Source organism: Bacillus sp. AF62 (assembly GCF_050312695.1).
Classification (GTDB): Bacteria; Bacillota; Bacilli; order Bacillales; family Bacillaceae_G; genus Bacillus_A; species Bacillus_A cereus.
Window position 1 is genome coordinate 46,068 of record NZ_JBNPJZ010000041.1, and the last position, 15,696, is coordinate 61,763.

Sequence of the window (15,696 nt, forward strand, 5' to 3'; positions counted from 1 at the left end):
TCACTTTATAAAGTAATTTTACAGAAAAATGGGGTGGATATATTTGGTATACCTACATTAAAAACTAGAATTGTTACATGTAAATATAAGTATAATCGTTGGAATGTTTTGATAAAAGTTGATTAGAATTATGTATATTGAAATAATAAGCGCTTTCATAGATATTATACAACAATATAACGGAATATAGTATAAAAAATAAAAAATTATGAATTTAGCGTAAACTTTATTTCGATAGTGTTAACTATCGAAAGGAAAATGAAGGATTTCCACAAAAAAAGTGGCTAAACATAAAAATTGCTTCATAACCCGTTAGTTTCTATAAATATGCCAAAAAACACCGTAAAACCAATAACGCATTTCATCTAATAAAGAAGAGAATGAAATATTTTAAAAGGATAAAACAAATATGAAGATATTAAATTTTAAAAAAGGTGAGGAGGAAATATAGTAACGATTACATACAGTGTTCCAGGTTTTATTACAAAATAGACGTGTTGAAATCGAACAAGTTTCTTCTATATAAATAGAGTAAAAAATGATTAAAAGGAATGTAAAGGAACCTTGACGTAAAGTTTACTTTACATATATACTCGATATATGGGAGGAGGGAGAAATTTCCTTGGAAAATAAAATGGTCGAATACCGAAAAAAATTTGGACTATCTCAAGAAAAATTAGCTGAGAAACTTGGCGTTTCAAGACAAACCATTATCTCAATTGAAAAAGGAAAATACGATCCGTCACTTCCGTTAGCATTTGAAATAGCAAAAACATTTCAAACAACGATAGAACATGTATTTATTTATGAAGGAAAAGAAGAGGGGGAATAGGGATGAATTATTCACAAAAGTACTTTGTAATTATGGGGATTATTTTTCTATTTATGAGTGGATTTATGATATTAACAGGTATAATGACGCATTCTGCACCGCCAAGTCCTACTTATACGTTACTTGCAATGATGGTTATGTGTTTCTGCCTTAGTTACTTACACCCGCAATTTAAAGAAAAAGATGAGCGAATGAAACTCATTCGTTATAAAGGAATGTTCTTCAGTTTTTTTGCGTTAACGGCATATTATCTTCTTTTCTCTATCGGCTTAAACTTAAAAATACTTACACTATCTGCTACTGAATTATTGAATATACTTATGGCACTTACGATGAGTACCGTCTTTATCTCATTTGTTGTTTTGGCAAAAAGATATTAAGATGGAAGAGAGAAAGGAAGATTAACATATGCAAATGATGTATGCTTTTGGCATTGGGCTTGTATTATTTTTAGCAGTATTCTTATTTATTCGTAAAGACGTTCAAGGCGGGACGTTAACGAAACGAGGATTTTATAAAATGATCGGCTGTTTAGTTATTATGTTTATTGCGATTATTGTAATGATTGTTTTAATAAGTCGGTCACTATAGAATGTAAAAACGGAACCTTACTTCGGTAAGGTTTTTTCTTTATTGTTCAACCTAAAAATTACCACTAAATCCATTTACTATAAATGACTTGTATTATATAATCCAATGAAATGATAGATAAGGAGTGTAGTATATGAATAAAAAAACTATCTTCTATTTATTAACTTGTCTACTACTTGTAGCTAGTACTACTTATATAATATGTAACAAACGAGAACAAGTGCCACCTATGTTAGTATGGGACGAACAAGAATACTATGTTACGAATGAATCTGCCAAAATAGAAGAAGTTGGGCAAAAACTTGGCGAAGTAACAAAGAAAATTAAAACAAGTAAAAAACCTACTAAAAATAAAGAATCTAATAAATTACAAGAGAAAACAGAAGTATTCACAATGATTGAGGAAGAAAAAAAGTGATTACTCGCCTTTAATCATAAAGGAAGCTTATAGTGATAAATATAGGGTAGTGAGGCCGATGTTGAAGCAAGTATTATGATGAAAAGGAGATTCATATGCAGACAGTAATTTCGTATCCGTGGGTGTTAAGAAAAATATTTGTCTTTTTCCTTTGCTTCATCCTTCCGCCAATCGGTGCAATTTATATTTTGATGAATCGAGAGGTGCTACAAAAGAGAGACCTCATTTTATATGTATTATTTGCTGCTATTAATATATCGCTTTGGTTATCGCTTATGATCTTTGATCGGACTATGTGGATGGTAGCAGGGCATTATATAATTGGAGCAGTTGTTATTGTTTTTTCGAATATGAATAAGAGATAAGCCAGCAACCTTAAAGTTGCTGGTTTTTATTTTGCTATTTATAATGAAGAAACAAATTTTTAATAGAGAGTAGTGGGCGTTATGAGATGGAAAGAGGGAACGTTTGAAAAAATAGACACGAATGACTCATCTGTTGAGCAACTTATAAACACGTTTAAGGAACAAAACTTAATTGGTGGAGCAATAATAAGCTGTTTTAAAGTGCATAACGAAAATTTTTTTAAAGAAATACCACATTCGAAAGATGGACATGAGCACTTCTTTAGAAGAATCTTCAACTCTTTAGACATAATCAATAACTTAGAAGAGTTAAAAATACATACATCAGACAAATATAAGTTTCGTTTTAAAGAGCAGCTGGCAGTTATGCTTGATGGTAGCATTGCTGCGCAAATTTTGTGGGGCGGAGCATATGAAGGGTTTAAGGAACGACCAGTTATCGCAAAACAATTAGCAGTCAATGTATGTCAATATATGTTCCAAGGTCGATACGAAGATATTAAAGTGTTCGAAAGCTATCGCCCTTGGACAGATTGGTTTTACGATGTTGCGTGGGATGTTACTTGGATGGTGTTAGATAGTAGGGAACAGAAAATGTGGTTCATTTGTGCTACGGATACAGATTGATAGAAGAGGGACCTTGTAGGAATGCTGCAAGGTCCTTTATCTTTTGGGAATTAATAGAAAACGAATCATATAAATGCTATACTAAAAAATGTTTGTAATGTCAGTTTCATAATATTGTATGATGCTGACTTACTAGAAAAGATAAGAGGAGAATGAACGTGCAAAAGATAAAGAGATTATTGCTATTAATGATGGTAGTAGGATTAACAGCAGGTGTTTTAGCAGGGTGTGCAAATCCGAAAGATACTACAGAAGAATTTTTAACAGCGATACAAAAAGGTGATGTAGAAAAGGCTCGTACATTTGTTGAGAGTGACAAGGAATTTAATAAACTAAATGAAAAAACAGATGATGCTGAGGCAAAAGCAATGCTAAGTGCAATTACAAAGAACTTTAAATTTGAAAAGCTAGAAGAAGTATCGAAAAAGGATGACAAAGCAGAAGTGAAAGTGAAAATTACATCTGCTGATCTATCCGTTGCTGTAACAAAAGCAGTGGGAGAAGTTATGCCAATGGCCTTCGCTAGCGCATTTAGCGAAGACAAAGAACAATCTGAAAAAGCGATTGAAAAAACAATGACCTCAACTATCATTAAAAACTTAACGGATAAAGATGCAGCAATGGCAACTCGCGAAGTTACATTGAACTTAAAGAAAGACAAAGATGGCGACTATAAAATCGTTGCTGACGATAACTTGAAAGAAGTATTGTTTGCCAATGCAAAGTCTTTGGAGAAGATGTTTGGTGGGAAGTAATTGAATTAGATAAAAAAGAGACACCATATCACGTAGAAGGTTGATATGGTGTCTCTTTTTTATGAACCTGGAGAGGTTTGAACTTACGGTATTAATTCTATAAATTATATATTATGATTTTTTGAATTTAGTACATAAAGCTAGTTGTAACAGAGGAGGTACTGTATTCTATGTTTTCTTATGCGGATCCTATAGCGTAGAAAGGTAAAATTTCTGGACCAGATTTTAATTAGTTTTCCTTCAGTTTTAATGAGGAGGTGTACGAAGATGTTGTGACTATGTCTGCTGAATACTATTAATTGTGAAGTTAAATAAGACAACAATTTATTAGAGGAAGATTAGTTAGTTTAAGTATTAGGTTTAGGTGTTTAACAGGGGTACTAATTAATTTCAGTTCTTCCATAAAAAATTAAAGAAAAAGTATGGATAAACAAATTCTTGTTTTAAGTGAATTTTGTGAATGTGGGAGGCCGCTTTAAATAAAGATGGTCAACGCTATGTAAATAATTGAGAGTGTTAAAATATGCAAAATTGCATATTAAATATTTTAAATCTTATGCTAACCTTATAATGCGAAATATAACATTTGTTGGTAATAATTAATTTTTGAAAGATAAAAAATTAATCATTACAGTGGTATACAATTCACTGTCCTATAGCATAAACAATAATAACGAAAGCTATTTGAAGTCCTTTGAAGGAAATAAGTTATTGGAAAAAATTCCATATAGGGAATTTGTTGAAATTTCAGATGTAACAAATGTCATTTTATTTTTAATGTCTGATATAAGCGATGCCATTAGAGGGCAAAATATTGTGGTTGACTATGGATATACATTTGTATAAATAAATCATCTTGGGAATTAAGGGTGTGGATAATGAGTTTACTAATTAAAGATTTAACAAAGAAATTTGACGAGCATGTTGCAGTGAATAATTTGAATATCGAGATACCAAAAGGTGAAATATTTGGATTCTTGGGCGGGAATGGAGCAGGTAAAACGACTACATTTCGAATGATACTTGGACTTTTATCGAAATCAAGTGGGACCATTTCATGGAATGGTAAACCTATAAATTATGGTGTTACAGATAAAATTGGGTATTTACCAGAAGAACGTGGTCTTTATGCGAAAATGACTGTCAAAGAACAAGTTAACTTTTTTGCAAAACTAAAGAACATGAAAAGTAAAGATGCAGAAAAAGAACTTCACTATTGGCTGGAGCGTTTTAATATTACTGAGCATCTGAACAAAAAGGTAGGAGAACTTTCTAAAGGGAATCAGCAAAAAATCCAGCTGATAACAGCGATTATACATAAGCCTGAACTCTTAATTTTAGATGAACCATTTAGTGGTTTAGACCCAGTAAATGTTGAAATGTTAAAAGACGCTGTTCTTGATATGCAAAAACAAGGGTCGTCAATTCTTTTTAGTTCACATCGTATGGAACATGTGGAAGAGTTATGCCAACACATTTGTATTATGCACAAAGGTGTACCTGTTGTTCAGGGTGACATTGCCAAAATTAAAAGTGATTTTGGTAAAAAGAACGTTGTAATCGTTGGCGATCATGACTTTGACCATTTGAAAGAAATAAAAGGTGTAGAAAGTATGAAGAAACGTAAAAATGCAGTTACTCTTAAAATTTCATATGAAGAAGTGTCACATGTTTTATTTAAAGAGATAACAAAATTAGGGTATGTTAAAAAGTTTGCAGTAGAAGAGCCTACATTAAATGATATCTTTATTGCGAAAGTAGGTGCACAAAATGAGTAGTTTCTGGACAATTTTTTTACAAAACTATAAATCTAAAGTGAAATCAAAATCATATTTTGCTATTACAATAATAGTTTCTATGTTAATTATAGGATTGATGAATTTTGACAAGATTTATAACTTGTTTGCAGGTAACGAGGACGATCAAGTTGTTGTTGTTACAGAAAAAGAAGAATTATATTCAACCATTCATCAAGTGTTTAAAAATGTCGATAGTAAGATACAAGTTAAACGTAGCACGGATAAACAAAAAGCAGAATCAGGTGTTAAAAATGGTGATTATACATATGCAATCGTTGTAGAGGAATTGAATAATAAACAATTAAAGGCTACGTATATAACTGAGACGGATGTAAATCAGCAAGATGTTAGCAAGGTTCAAACGATTTTATCTCAAATACAATCTTCTAACTTCGCCCAGCATTTGAATCTATCGCAAGATGAATTAAAGGTGTTAACAACGCCAGTAGAAATTCATACCAAAACGGTTTCAGATAAGGTTAAAGATGGAGAACATACTGAGGGTGTAGGAATTTTAATTAATGTCTTTATCATGCTAAATTATCTAATGATATTTATGTATGCTGCACAATTAGCAACAGATGTTGCAACAGAGAAATCTTCTCGTGTTATGGAGTTAGTTGTTTCAAGTATTTCGCCTACCAAACATTTATATGCGAAGCTATTCTCGACATTATTGGCTGGTATTACGCAAATCATAATTTGGGGCTTGGTCGCAACTGTTGGATATAAAACAGCAATTAATGATTCGAAAAATGATATTTTAAATAGTATTGATTTAAATTCTGTTGCTCCAACTCTAGTGTTTTATGGGATTCTATTCTTCACATTAGGATTCTTATTATATGGCTCATTATCTTGTCTATTTGGCTCTATCATTACGCGTATAGAGGAATCTTCTCAAGCTGTTATGCCGCTGATGTTTATGTTACTTGCTGCTTTGTATATCGCAATTTATGGAATGTCAAATCCAAGCAGCATGGTTGTTACCATTACTAGTTATGTACCTTTCTTTACTCCTATAGTTATGCTTGTACGAATTGGATTCCTTAATATCCCAGTATGGGAGATTGCGCTAGCATTAGGGATTCTAATCGCAACAATATGTATAATGATTGGTTTAACGAGTCGTGTTTACCGCGGTGGCGTATTAATATATGGTAAAGGTGCATTTAGTAATATCAAAAAGGCAATCAAGTTAGGGCAAAAATAGGATTCGTCTATTCATTTTTAAACTTAAATTTACAAAGATCTGCATAGTTAAACTGTGTAGATCTTTTTTGTTGAGAAATTTATATAAATAAATATAAAAATTGCCGTATTAGGCTATTTTTCAAAGAGAATTTTAAAAAGCTCTCAAAAGAGAGTAAAGAATCGAGTTCTAGCGAACAACGCAGAGCGATGATTAATATAATTTATGTCTTTCTCCAAAATGGAGAAAAGAAGTAGGGAAAAAATTTAGTTTTAATAATAATCATTTATTTGCTACATAAAGAAACCCCCTTGACTATCAAGGGGGTTTTCATATGATCCCGGAGAGGCTCGAACTCACGACCTCCACCCTGTCAAGGTGGCGCTCTCCCTGCTGAGCTACGGGATCCCAACTATAAATATTACGATCAGCAATGTGTTTTCATTTCATTCGTGTAATCGAAGGATTTGTATAATTTATTGAATATTGTAACATTTAATGTATTCCTATAATAACAACAAACTTTAATGGTGTAAAGATTTAATTTTCTGGATATTATCATTCCAATTTTTATATAAAAAATAAGCCCCGAAGAGCTTATTTTAATAATAATATCACCGCGATTATCAATGATATTTTCAAAAATACAATCATAAATAATGGGGCTCGTTCATGAGCTATCGTCCTGTAACTGTCATTCCTGCTGTGTAAATTGTATCTACAGAACCGTCAGCACTTACAACTTCAACTTTATAGCGATATGTTCCATTGTCTGAAATGTTTTCGCCATATCCTGTGAAAGTAGAAATTTCATCATTACTTCCAGCTGGAATCCATTGATTTTGCCAATGGAAGAAAGTATCATATTCTCCCCAGTTATCGCCATATTTTTTCTCGATGCTGACATTGTAATGAATATCTTCAGCTCGTTCATTTGTAATTCTTGCAATTACGTTTTGACCAAAGCTATATTCTGTAGCGTGTACTTGAACTGTAACACCATTCAACGTTTCGCTAGGACCACAAATATAACGACAGAACTCGCTTGCTCCGTCAGCATGTGCCTTTGGTGTATCAATGTTCATAGCTGTTAAACCGCCTAAAGCTAAAGCTCCTGTTAATAATACTTTACTAAATGTTTTCACTTGAAATTCCCCCTAAGTATATTCTCAATTCGTTCCATAGATATCACATTAAGTAGTTTTATAACATTAATCTAATCGAACGCTTTTTTCCTCGAGTGTATTCGCTATGAATCTTTCATCTTGTAGTAATCTAACCTCTACATATAATTTCACAGTTTTGATTCCATTTATTGGCAAAACATTGATTTTATTATATACCATTATTATCTATTTACAAGAGAAAATAATACTGTATGCAAAAATGCATAATAAAAAACACTGCTTGTATTCTGAATTACAGAATACAAGCAGTGTTGAGTTTCAATTAATATTTGATTGGAACCTAATGCTTATTTTTTATGTTTAATAGTATACATATATCATCGTTTATTAAATTCATAATTGATAAACCTTGTCCAGGGGACGCCCTTTCTGCTGAGCTACGGGATCTTCAAAAGGGAAAGTATAAGCGATTATGAGAGTAATGTATAAAGGGATAATGATGAGAAGCGAATTTAGTAGAAAGTAGTCTTTGGATGTAGAGGTTATATTATTTCCGATACCAATCCAAAGGACCTTCATCACTCAAATCAACAAGAAAAGGGAACAAGAAGTGTAAAGGTAAGCTTATAAGTTCTGGCATAGCATTCACTGTTTTCTTTGATAGATATTGCCTCCCAAAACAATACGGACAATCTTTTTCAAATGCCAAGAGTATCGACCATACGTCTTTTACTTTCCATTTCGTTTTACAATACGTACAACGCGCCATTGAGTTCCTCCTCAGTTTAAGGTGTTTTCTAATATATTCTACTTTATTGTACGAAAGTCATTTGAATTTGATGTGGTAAAATGCAAAACAAGCCTAACCCCGTTCTACATTCAGGAAGGGGCTAGGCTTGTTTTAATTTCGATCAAAGTCTCTTTGTATCAGGCTGTTTATACATTGCCTAGATAGCTTCGCGTTAAATTCGGGAGAATAATTTTTCCATTTTTACTGTATTTTTCGAATAGCTCTGATAGGAGAAAAATAAAATTTTTATACTGTTCGTCATTTTCTTTCGGAGCATAAGATGCTGATAAATTCCTTCCCAAAAACCCTTCATAATCAAAAAGTAAATCATTTTGATATTCTTTAAAATCATACTTTCCATCTTTAAAAAAGCTGTTAAATACTTCTGGAGTTTCATCTATTCCACCGCTAAATCCTTTAAAGTTTGGGCAGGTTTTCTGGCAAATTTCTGCGTTCTCTTTAATAAGTGGACTAGTTAAATCTCTACTATTCCAAACAAGTGCAACATTTGCTTTTTGTTTTAAAATTCGTTGGCATTCGATTTTGAAAGCCTCTTTATTAAACCAATGAAATGCTTGGGCAACAGTTACTAAATCTACACTATTTTCTTTTAAAGTGGTATGTTCAGAAGTTGCTTTTATGGATTGAAAACGAGAATATAGTTTTAACGATTGCTCAGCGATCTTCCTCATATCATCATCTGGTTCAACTCCAATAACATGGAAACCACTTTCAAGCAGCTGGTGGCTAAATATCCCCGTACCTGAACCAATATCAGCCACAATCCGATTCCCTTTCAGTTGGTTAGCTGAAAGCAAGTAATCAATATATTCATTAGGATAACTAGGGCGATATTTTGCATATATATCGGCCCTGTCAGTAAAATTTTCTGTTGTTTTCACAGTACTACCTTCTTTCTTACGATATTATGTACAGAAATAGAAATTAAATATGAATTCCGGCATCAGTCTCTAAGTCTACAACTTAAGAGTCCAGCTAAATAGAAAGCCTCAGTTTCTTTATTCAAATATCCTTTATCCGTTTAGTATACTATTTTAGATAATATCTTCCAAAAGACTAGAATGGCTTACTCAATTATGTTTTAAAGTGTATATTTTTATGGATTTATTTAATAATTTATGAGCGATTGTATGTCGTATTACGTTTACGTAGGTAAGAGATTTTCATTTTTGCTATTTAAATTGGCCAATATATCCTTTTTACAATTTACTGAAAATCATGTATAACAGAGATACATGATTATTTTATCTCGCTATTTGCGGGCAGTAAGATCCCTTACCTCGAAATTTAGCAAAAGTAAAGAAGTTAGGTTGGGGTCGGGATGGCCGTAAAAGTCCGATTGGTGAGGGTTGATTAAAGTTTCACTTTATAAATATTCAGAAGTAGAGGGAGAAAAGTTGTAATGGTAAGAAAAACGTTCAAGATGCGCGTGTCTAAAAATAGAACGATTTCGATTAATGGCTCGATTCTTGATGTGGATGTTACACATGATGAATTTTTACAAGAGTTTGTTGAGTGGGTCGATTCTAAAGGTTGGTCGTTTATGGGGATAACGGATGAGATTACGCCCGAGGAAGCTAGTCAAAAGTTAATAGATTCGTTGATTGATGAGAAGGATAAGAAAGAGTAATTCCTTCTTATTTTTATTGTATATTTATGTTCTTTATCGTAAAAATATGATATAGTAAAAAATAGTGAAAATTCTTCCAGTTTAATACAAATTACATATGATTGGTAGATTTATTATTTTGTTAGAGGAGTAAATGGAAAAGGGAGAGTCATATGGTAAATTTTAAGAAAATTTTGGTTTTTATTACAGTTATTTGTTTGTTTTTGTTGACACCTATGACATTGCGTGCTGAGACGAATATTGGAGTAAATCCAGAACAAGTTGCACCACCACCTGCAGAAGGACCGAATGTTTTTAGTCAGTTTGCAACGACAATTGATGCGAAAACAGGAGATGTTTTGTATGACAAAAATGCATATCACCGTGCATATCCTGCTAGTACGACGAAGGTGTTAACAGCGATTTTACTCATGGAGCATACAAAGCCAGAGGATCAATTTACATTTTCACAATTAGCATTAGATCAAGAGAAGAGTAATTATCAAATTGAGTTTCAACCTGGAGAGACAATTAATAGAAATACTGCGCTTATGATTTTAATGGTGCTGAGTGCGAATGATGTGTCGTATGCGATTGCGGAGCGGATTGGCGGGAGTGTTGAGAATTTCGCTAATATGATGAATGAGAAAGCGAAGCAATTAGGGGCGAAAGATAGCCACTTTGTAACACCGAATGGATTGCATGATCCGAACCATTATACAACGCCGTATGATATGGCTATGATTACGAAGGGTGTGCAAAAGTATCCTGAAATTTTACAAGCGATGAATACGAAAAGAACGACAGTTACGACGTCTAGGCAGACGGTGTCTATTTTTAATAAATCTAATTTTTTTGAAAATCCATATAGCATTGGCGGTAAGACAGGGTTTACGAATGAAGCGCGTAATACACTTGTTTTATTAAATGAGAAAGATGGAAATCGTATTATAAGTGTAGTAATGGCTTCTCAAAGACCTGAAATTTATGAAGATTTGAAGCAGATGGCGGACTATTCTTTCGGTCAATTTACGAAGCAAATGGTGCTTGATAAACATAATTGGCATCAAAAAACAACATATTTAAATAAAGATGTTAATTCTGAGTTGGAACAAAGTGCAGAGCTTATGCTTAAGAAAGATGAAGGGAAAAATGTGAAAACTATTTTCCGGGCGGCTTCATTAGATAAAGAATCTTTATATCATAAAGGAATACATCGTGGTGAGGTAGTTGGTGCAGTTGATATTACGAAAAATAATCAAACAATTGCGACGGTAAATGTTCTTTCAACAGAAGATGTCACTTTTGCGATGCCTAAAAAAGATACAACTATGCCTGAAGTAAAAGACTCAAATATGAAAGTAATAAGTGTTGGGATAGGTGCGATTGTATTATTTGGAGCAATTTTATATGTAGTGTTGCGCCGAAATACAAAAGGAATGAAATCAGAAGGTAAATAAATTACTAATAAAAAGACTGTGTAAAATTTTGGCACAGTCTTTTTTATATACCTTAAATAACTAATAATTGTAAATTTTCTTATTGCAATAACTTAAAGTTCGTTATATCATTTACTTGTGTTCTTGTTAAAGAACGTAATGGATATTGCATACTTCAAATAATATAAAACAACGGAGAGGGAGAGAGACGATGAAATTAATATGGAAGATAATTAGCAACGCGATCTCATTTGTTTTATTTGCATTGATGGTTTTTTTAGCTTTTGTAGTTATTTCTTCAAAAGCAAGCGGTGGTGATCCGACAGTGATGGGATATCAATTTAAGAGCGTTCTTTCAGGATCAATGGAGCCGACGTTTTTAACAGGATCAATCATTGCAATAGAACCAAACAAAGATGGTTCTAAATATCAAAAAGGTGATGTTATTACCTTTAAAGAGAAAGATCAAAAAATTATCACTCACCGTATTATCGGTGTGAAAGATACAAATGGAAAAGTAATGTATGAAACAAAAGGGGATAACAACAACGGACCAGATTTAGAGCCAGTACTTGCAGAAAATGTAGTTGGAAAGTATGCAGATATTACAGTTCCGTACGTTGGTTATTTACTGAATTATGCGAATTCAAAAGCGGGAGCAGCATTACTTCTTATTATTCCAGGAGTCTTTTTACTTGGATATTCCGCGATTTCTATTTTGGGGGCTATTCGTAGCATTGACGGAGAAAAGAAAGATAAAAAAGTAGAACAATCCGTCTAGTTCGTTTGGTTATACTTTCCGTTTAGGAAGTTAACAAATATATATTAAGGGGATATGGACATGACTTTAAAGAAAAAATTAGGAATGGGTATTACATCAGCAGTATTAGGAGCAGCTTTAGTTGGTGGAGGAACATTTGCATTTTTCAGTGATAAAGAAGTGTCAAACAATACATTTGCGGCTGGAACACTGGATTTAGCATTAAATCCATCAACAGTTGTTAACGTTTCGAATTTAAAACCTGGGGATACAATTGAAAAAGAATTTAAACTAGAAAATAAAGGCTCTTTAGATATTAAAAAGGTTCTACTGAAAACAGATTATAATGTAGAAGATGTAAAGAAAGATAATAAAGATGATTTTGGTAAACATATTAAAGTAACATTCTTAAAAAATGTAGATAAGCATGAGACAATTGTGAAACAAACTACTTTAGATAAATTAAAAGGTGACACACTTACAGCTGTAGATAATGATTTATCGGCTTGGTTCTGGGATGAAAAAGGTATTTCAGCAGGTAAATCTGATAAATTCAAAGTGAAATTTGAGTTCGTTGATAATGGAAAAGATCAAAATCAATTCCAAGGCGATAAGTTACAATTAAATTGGACGTTTGATGCACAACAAACAGCAGGTGAAGAAAGATAATAACAAAAAGGGCTATCACATGGATAGCCCTTTTTCTATTTTTCTAGTATTTGTCTATCAATTTTAATAGTTCTTTACTATAATATAGATAATGTTCTGTATAAAGAACGTAATGTTCGATGGGAGAGATTAAGATGCTGAAAAGACCGCGTAATTTTAAAAAGATGCTTATATTGCCGTGTATGTGTTCTATTACGTTTTATTTAGGATCTCAAATTATGACTCATACAGAAGCGGCGTTCATTCATGAAACGAAAGTAGAAGCGACGCTTTCTACAGCAATTATATTTCCGAAAACAGTTAATACGTTAAAAGAGCAATCTGAGAAACATAAACAGTTTATTGAGCGTGAGTATGGAACGATGAAGGGAAAATCGAAAGCAACTTCTATTGAAGAAATAAAACAGGCGATTTCTGTATGGCAACAAGGGCGTGAGAAAATTGTTGCTGAGAAGGAAGCTCTGCAAAATGTATATACTGAAATAGAAGCTCCTTATAATCAAATACAAGAAGAATTAAAGGTAAATAAAGATGAGTCGATGCAGCAAGTGTCCGTATATGTAAATGAAGGCTTTCGCAGTATCAAAGAGAAACGTGACTATATTGAGAAAGAAATTAGCTTGAAAGCTATTGATGAGCAAATTCAGGCTCTTCAGCAACAATTAAACGTTGCAATTGAAGCGGAAGGACAAAAGAAAGTAGAAGAACAGAAGAAAGTAGAAGAACAAAAGAAAGTAGAAGAGCAGAAGAAAGCAGAAGAACAGAAGAAAGTAGAAGAACAGAAGAAAGCAGAAGAACAGAAGAAAGCAGAAGAACAAAAGAAAGTAGAAGAACAGAAGAAAGTAGAAGAACAAAAGAAAGTAGAAGAGCAGAAGAAAGCGGAGTAACTGCTTTAGTGAAACAGCCGGAAAACAAGAATGTGGTGTAAGAGAGTGTGAACGAATAAGCAAGACTAGTAATATTTATACGAGTGTGAGGGAAAGTTAGCCCTCACCTCTTTGTTTTGCTTTTTCTTATAGTATTAAATGATTTGAGTGTGAAAAAAGATATAAATTATCACTCGTTTTTCTGAAAAGTCTAAATAATATTGAGAAATAAAAATAACTGAAAATATTAATAAATATGTGTTGTGTTTATATAGGTTTGTTCGTTATAATGAACATAAGGTTTTTAAAAAAGAACACATATTAGCTAAGCTAATATAGTTTTCTTTACATCTCTTATTGAAAAATAAGTGATAAAAATATAAAAAAAAGCTAGGGGGAATTGATTGTGAGTCTGAAAAAGAAATTAGGTATGGGAGTTGCATCAGCAGCATTGGGGTTAGCTTTAATTGGTGGAGGAACATTTGCATTCTTTAGCGATAAAGAAGTATCAAACAATACATTTGCAGCTGGGACGTTAGACCTTACATTAAACCCTAAAACGCTTGTAGATATTAAAGATTTAAAACCAGGGGATTCTGTTAAGAAAGAGTTCTTATTACAAAACAGCGGTTCGTTAACTATTAAAGACGTTAAATTAGCAACAAAGTATACTGTTAAAGATGCAAAAGGTGATAATGCTGGTGAAGACTTTGGTAAGCACGTTAAAGTAAAATTCCTTTGGAACTGGGATAAACAAAGTGAGCCTGTATACGAAACAACTTTAGCAGACTTACAAAAAGTTGATCCAGATCTTTTAGCTAAAGACATCTTTGCTCCTGAGTGGGGAGAAAAGGGTGGATTAGCAGCTGGTACAGAGGATTATCTATGGGTACAATTTGAATTTGTAGATAATGGAAAAGATCAAAATATCTTCCAAGGTGATACATTGAATTTAGAATGGACATTCAATGCTAACCAAGAAGCTGGGGAAGAAAAATAATAAAAAAGCGGGTATCCCCCGCTTTTTTATAAAGAAAAAGAAGTGCTACTTGTAAGCACTTCTTTCTATTTATTATTTTGCTTCCACTTTGTAAATTCAAGAAATTCACGAAATTGTTCTTTGGAGACACCAGAGTTCATTGCATCTTTAACGAGTTGTGTCCATTCGGAGTCTAGGTTAGTTTCCTTTGTTGTTTCATCATGAAGTAAAGTATCAACTGGAATTTGTAGAACTGCTGCGATCTTTTCAAGAAACTGAATGGAAGGGTTTTTTTGTAAATTTCGTTCTATAGAACTAATGTAAGATTTAGCAACGCCAGCTTTTTCGGCAAGTTCAGTTAATGAAATCCCTTTTTGTAAACGAAGGCGTTTTATACGTTCTCCAATCATATTTGCGCACCTTTCTATCAATATGTAGTTGTCTTATGATGTCATTATTATAACATAAACTTCGTTAAAAAGAACAAACCTATTGAGCCTGACTGGATGGCTTCATACGTTGGAAAAATTGCTCGATGTCTTGCATGGCGATACCAGCATCTAGAGCTTCAAGTATTAAATCAATCCATTCTTGATCCAGTGCGTCTGTCTTATCTTTGTACAAATGTAATTCCTCCCTAATTATCGGTCATAATTGCTGCTACAGAATACATGATAATGCAATCCGATTTTGTGTTTTATATAGTGAATTATCAAATATTGTGTAGATGAAACAAAGATAAAATCCCCATTAAACTCCCTCTATGGAAATTATAAATTGTTCGATAAAAACTTTCAATATTTTCAGAAAACATTGTTGAATTGTGATATATTCGTATGCTAACTATGAAATTTTTA

At 32.7% G+C, this 15,696-nt stretch carries 20 protein-coding genes, 1 tRNA gene and 1 pseudogene; 16 read left to right on the forward strand and 6 right to left on the reverse strand.

All coding sequences use genetic code 11. The annotated features are described in order from the left end of the window. Window positions 1-622: 622 nt before the first annotated feature. The 10 genes and pseudogenes from ACQRBL_RS06090 to ACQRBL_RS06135 all read left to right on the forward strand — a co-directional run bounded on the left by ACQRBL_RS06090 (window position 623) and on the right by ACQRBL_RS06135 (window position 6,600). The gene (locus ACQRBL_RS06090) at window positions 623-832 is read left to right on the forward strand and encodes a helix-turn-helix transcriptional regulator (RefSeq protein WP_000428506.1); all 210 of its coding nucleotides are present in this window, start codon (window positions 623-625) and stop codon (window positions 830-832) included. A 2-nt stretch (window positions 833-834) separates the two neighbouring features. Next, the gene (locus ACQRBL_RS06095; protein WP_001109912.1) at window positions 835-1,212 is read left to right on the forward strand and encodes a hypothetical protein; all 378 of its coding nucleotides are present in this window, start codon (window positions 835-837) and stop codon (window positions 1,210-1,212) included. 28 nt (window positions 1,213-1,240) lie between these two features. After that, entirely contained in the window at window positions 1,241-1,423 is a 183-nt protein-coding gene (locus ACQRBL_RS06100; protein ID WP_001178297.1) for a DUF3976 domain-containing protein, read from the forward strand. Between the two features lie 133 nt (window positions 1,424-1,556). Next, window positions 1,557-1,920 (forward strand): annotated as a pseudogene (locus ACQRBL_RS06105) (hypothetical protein). A 16-nt stretch (window positions 1,921-1,936) separates the two neighbouring features. Next, entirely contained in the window at window positions 1,937-2,206 is a 270-nt protein-coding gene (locus ACQRBL_RS06110; protein ID WP_065482759.1) for a hypothetical protein, read from the forward strand. Between the two features lie 81 nt (window positions 2,207-2,287). Continuing rightward, on the forward strand, window positions 2,288-2,833 hold the full coding sequence (locus ACQRBL_RS06115; protein ID WP_411995811.1) for a hypothetical protein: 546 nt from the start codon (window positions 2,288-2,290) through the stop codon (window positions 2,831-2,833). Window positions 2,834-2,991: 158 nt separating this feature from the next. Further along, a complete protein-coding gene (locus tag ACQRBL_RS06120) occupies window positions 2,992-3,588 on the forward strand; it encodes a DUF4878 domain-containing protein (RefSeq protein WP_001169495.1) in 597 nt (198 codons plus the stop codon). 711 nt (window positions 3,589-4,299) lie between these two features. Then, entirely contained in the window at window positions 4,300-4,434 is a 135-nt protein-coding gene (locus ACQRBL_RS06125; RefSeq protein ID WP_232482554.1) for an SDR family oxidoreductase, read from the forward strand. Between the two features lie 32 nt (window positions 4,435-4,466). Continuing rightward, a complete protein-coding gene (locus ACQRBL_RS06130) occupies window positions 4,467-5,366 on the forward strand; it encodes an ABC transporter ATP-binding protein (protein WP_000054722.1) in 900 nt (299 codons plus the stop codon). Beyond that, entirely contained in the window at window positions 5,359-6,600 is a 1,242-nt protein-coding gene (locus ACQRBL_RS06135; RefSeq protein WP_097920395.1) for an ABC transporter permease, read from the forward strand. Before ACQRBL_RS06130 ends, ACQRBL_RS06135 begins: the two co-directional genes overlap by 8 nt. A gap of 314 nt (window positions 6,601-6,914) precedes the next feature. Here the strand turns inward: ACQRBL_RS06135 and ACQRBL_RS06140 are convergent. From ACQRBL_RS06140 to ACQRBL_RS06155, 4 genes are all read right to left on the reverse strand, one after another. Further along, window positions 6,915-6,987, reverse strand: a tRNA-Val gene (locus ACQRBL_RS06140). A 269-nt stretch (window positions 6,988-7,256) separates the two neighbouring features. Then, window positions 7,257-7,724, reverse strand: coding sequence for a hypothetical protein (locus tag ACQRBL_RS06145; RefSeq protein ID WP_097920403.1), 468 nt, complete (start codon window positions 7,722-7,724; stop codon window positions 7,257-7,259). 529 nt (window positions 7,725-8,253) lie between these two features. After that, on the reverse strand, window positions 8,254-8,475 hold the full coding sequence (locus ACQRBL_RS06150; protein WP_000090211.1) for a hypothetical protein: 222 nt from the start codon (window positions 8,473-8,475) through the stop codon (window positions 8,254-8,256). Between the two features lie 167 nt (window positions 8,476-8,642). Beyond that, a complete protein-coding gene (locus tag ACQRBL_RS06155) occupies window positions 8,643-9,398 on the reverse strand; it encodes a class I SAM-dependent methyltransferase (RefSeq protein ID WP_411995810.1) in 756 nt (251 codons plus the stop codon). A 521-nt stretch (window positions 9,399-9,919) separates the two neighbouring features. Here ACQRBL_RS06155 and ACQRBL_RS06160 point away from each other — a divergent pair. The 6 genes from ACQRBL_RS06160 (at window position 9,920) to calY (ending at window position 14,860) form a co-directional block, all read left to right on the forward strand. Continuing rightward, window positions 9,920-10,147, forward strand: coding sequence for a hypothetical protein (locus ACQRBL_RS06160; protein ID WP_000251856.1), 228 nt, complete (start codon window positions 9,920-9,922; stop codon window positions 10,145-10,147). A gap of 152 nt (window positions 10,148-10,299) precedes the next feature. Continuing rightward, on the forward strand, window positions 10,300-11,586 hold the full coding sequence (locus ACQRBL_RS06165) for a D-alanyl-D-alanine carboxypeptidase family protein (protein ID WP_063246067.1): 1,287 nt from the start codon (window positions 10,300-10,302) through the stop codon (window positions 11,584-11,586). Window positions 11,587-11,776: 190 nt separating this feature from the next. Then, on the forward strand, window positions 11,777-12,346 hold the full coding sequence (sipW, locus tag ACQRBL_RS06170) for a signal peptidase I SipW (RefSeq protein WP_065482769.1): 570 nt from the start codon (window positions 11,777-11,779) through the stop codon (window positions 12,344-12,346). A 60-nt stretch (window positions 12,347-12,406) separates the two neighbouring features. After that, window positions 12,407-12,994: a CalY family protein gene (locus ACQRBL_RS06175; RefSeq protein WP_000172852.1), complete on the forward strand. Its 588-nt coding sequence runs from the start codon at window positions 12,407-12,409 to the stop codon at window positions 12,992-12,994. Between the two features lie 119 nt (window positions 12,995-13,113). Continuing rightward, the gene (locus tag ACQRBL_RS06180) at window positions 13,114-13,881 is read left to right on the forward strand and encodes a DUF4047 domain-containing protein (RefSeq protein ID WP_427734130.1); all 768 of its coding nucleotides are present in this window, start codon (window positions 13,114-13,116) and stop codon (window positions 13,879-13,881) included. Window positions 13,882-14,266: 385 nt separating this feature from the next. Next, window positions 14,267-14,860, forward strand: a complete 594-nt coding sequence (calY, locus tag ACQRBL_RS06185; RefSeq protein ID WP_000053714.1) for a biofilm matrix protein CalY — start codon at window positions 14,267-14,269, stop codon at window positions 14,858-14,860. A 65-nt stretch (window positions 14,861-14,925) separates the two neighbouring features. Here calY and ACQRBL_RS06190 read toward each other — a convergent pair whose 3' ends face one another. Both ACQRBL_RS06190 and ACQRBL_RS06195 read right to left on the reverse strand, forming a co-directional pair. Continuing rightward, window positions 14,926-15,249, reverse strand: coding sequence for a helix-turn-helix domain-containing protein (locus ACQRBL_RS06190; RefSeq protein ID WP_000578884.1), 324 nt, complete (start codon window positions 15,247-15,249; stop codon window positions 14,926-14,928). A gap of 79 nt (window positions 15,250-15,328) precedes the next feature. After that, a complete protein-coding gene (locus tag ACQRBL_RS06195; RefSeq protein WP_000276219.1) occupies window positions 15,329-15,463 on the reverse strand; it encodes an anti-repressor SinI family protein in 135 nt (44 codons plus the stop codon). Between the last annotated feature and the right edge of the window lie 233 nt (window positions 15,464-15,696).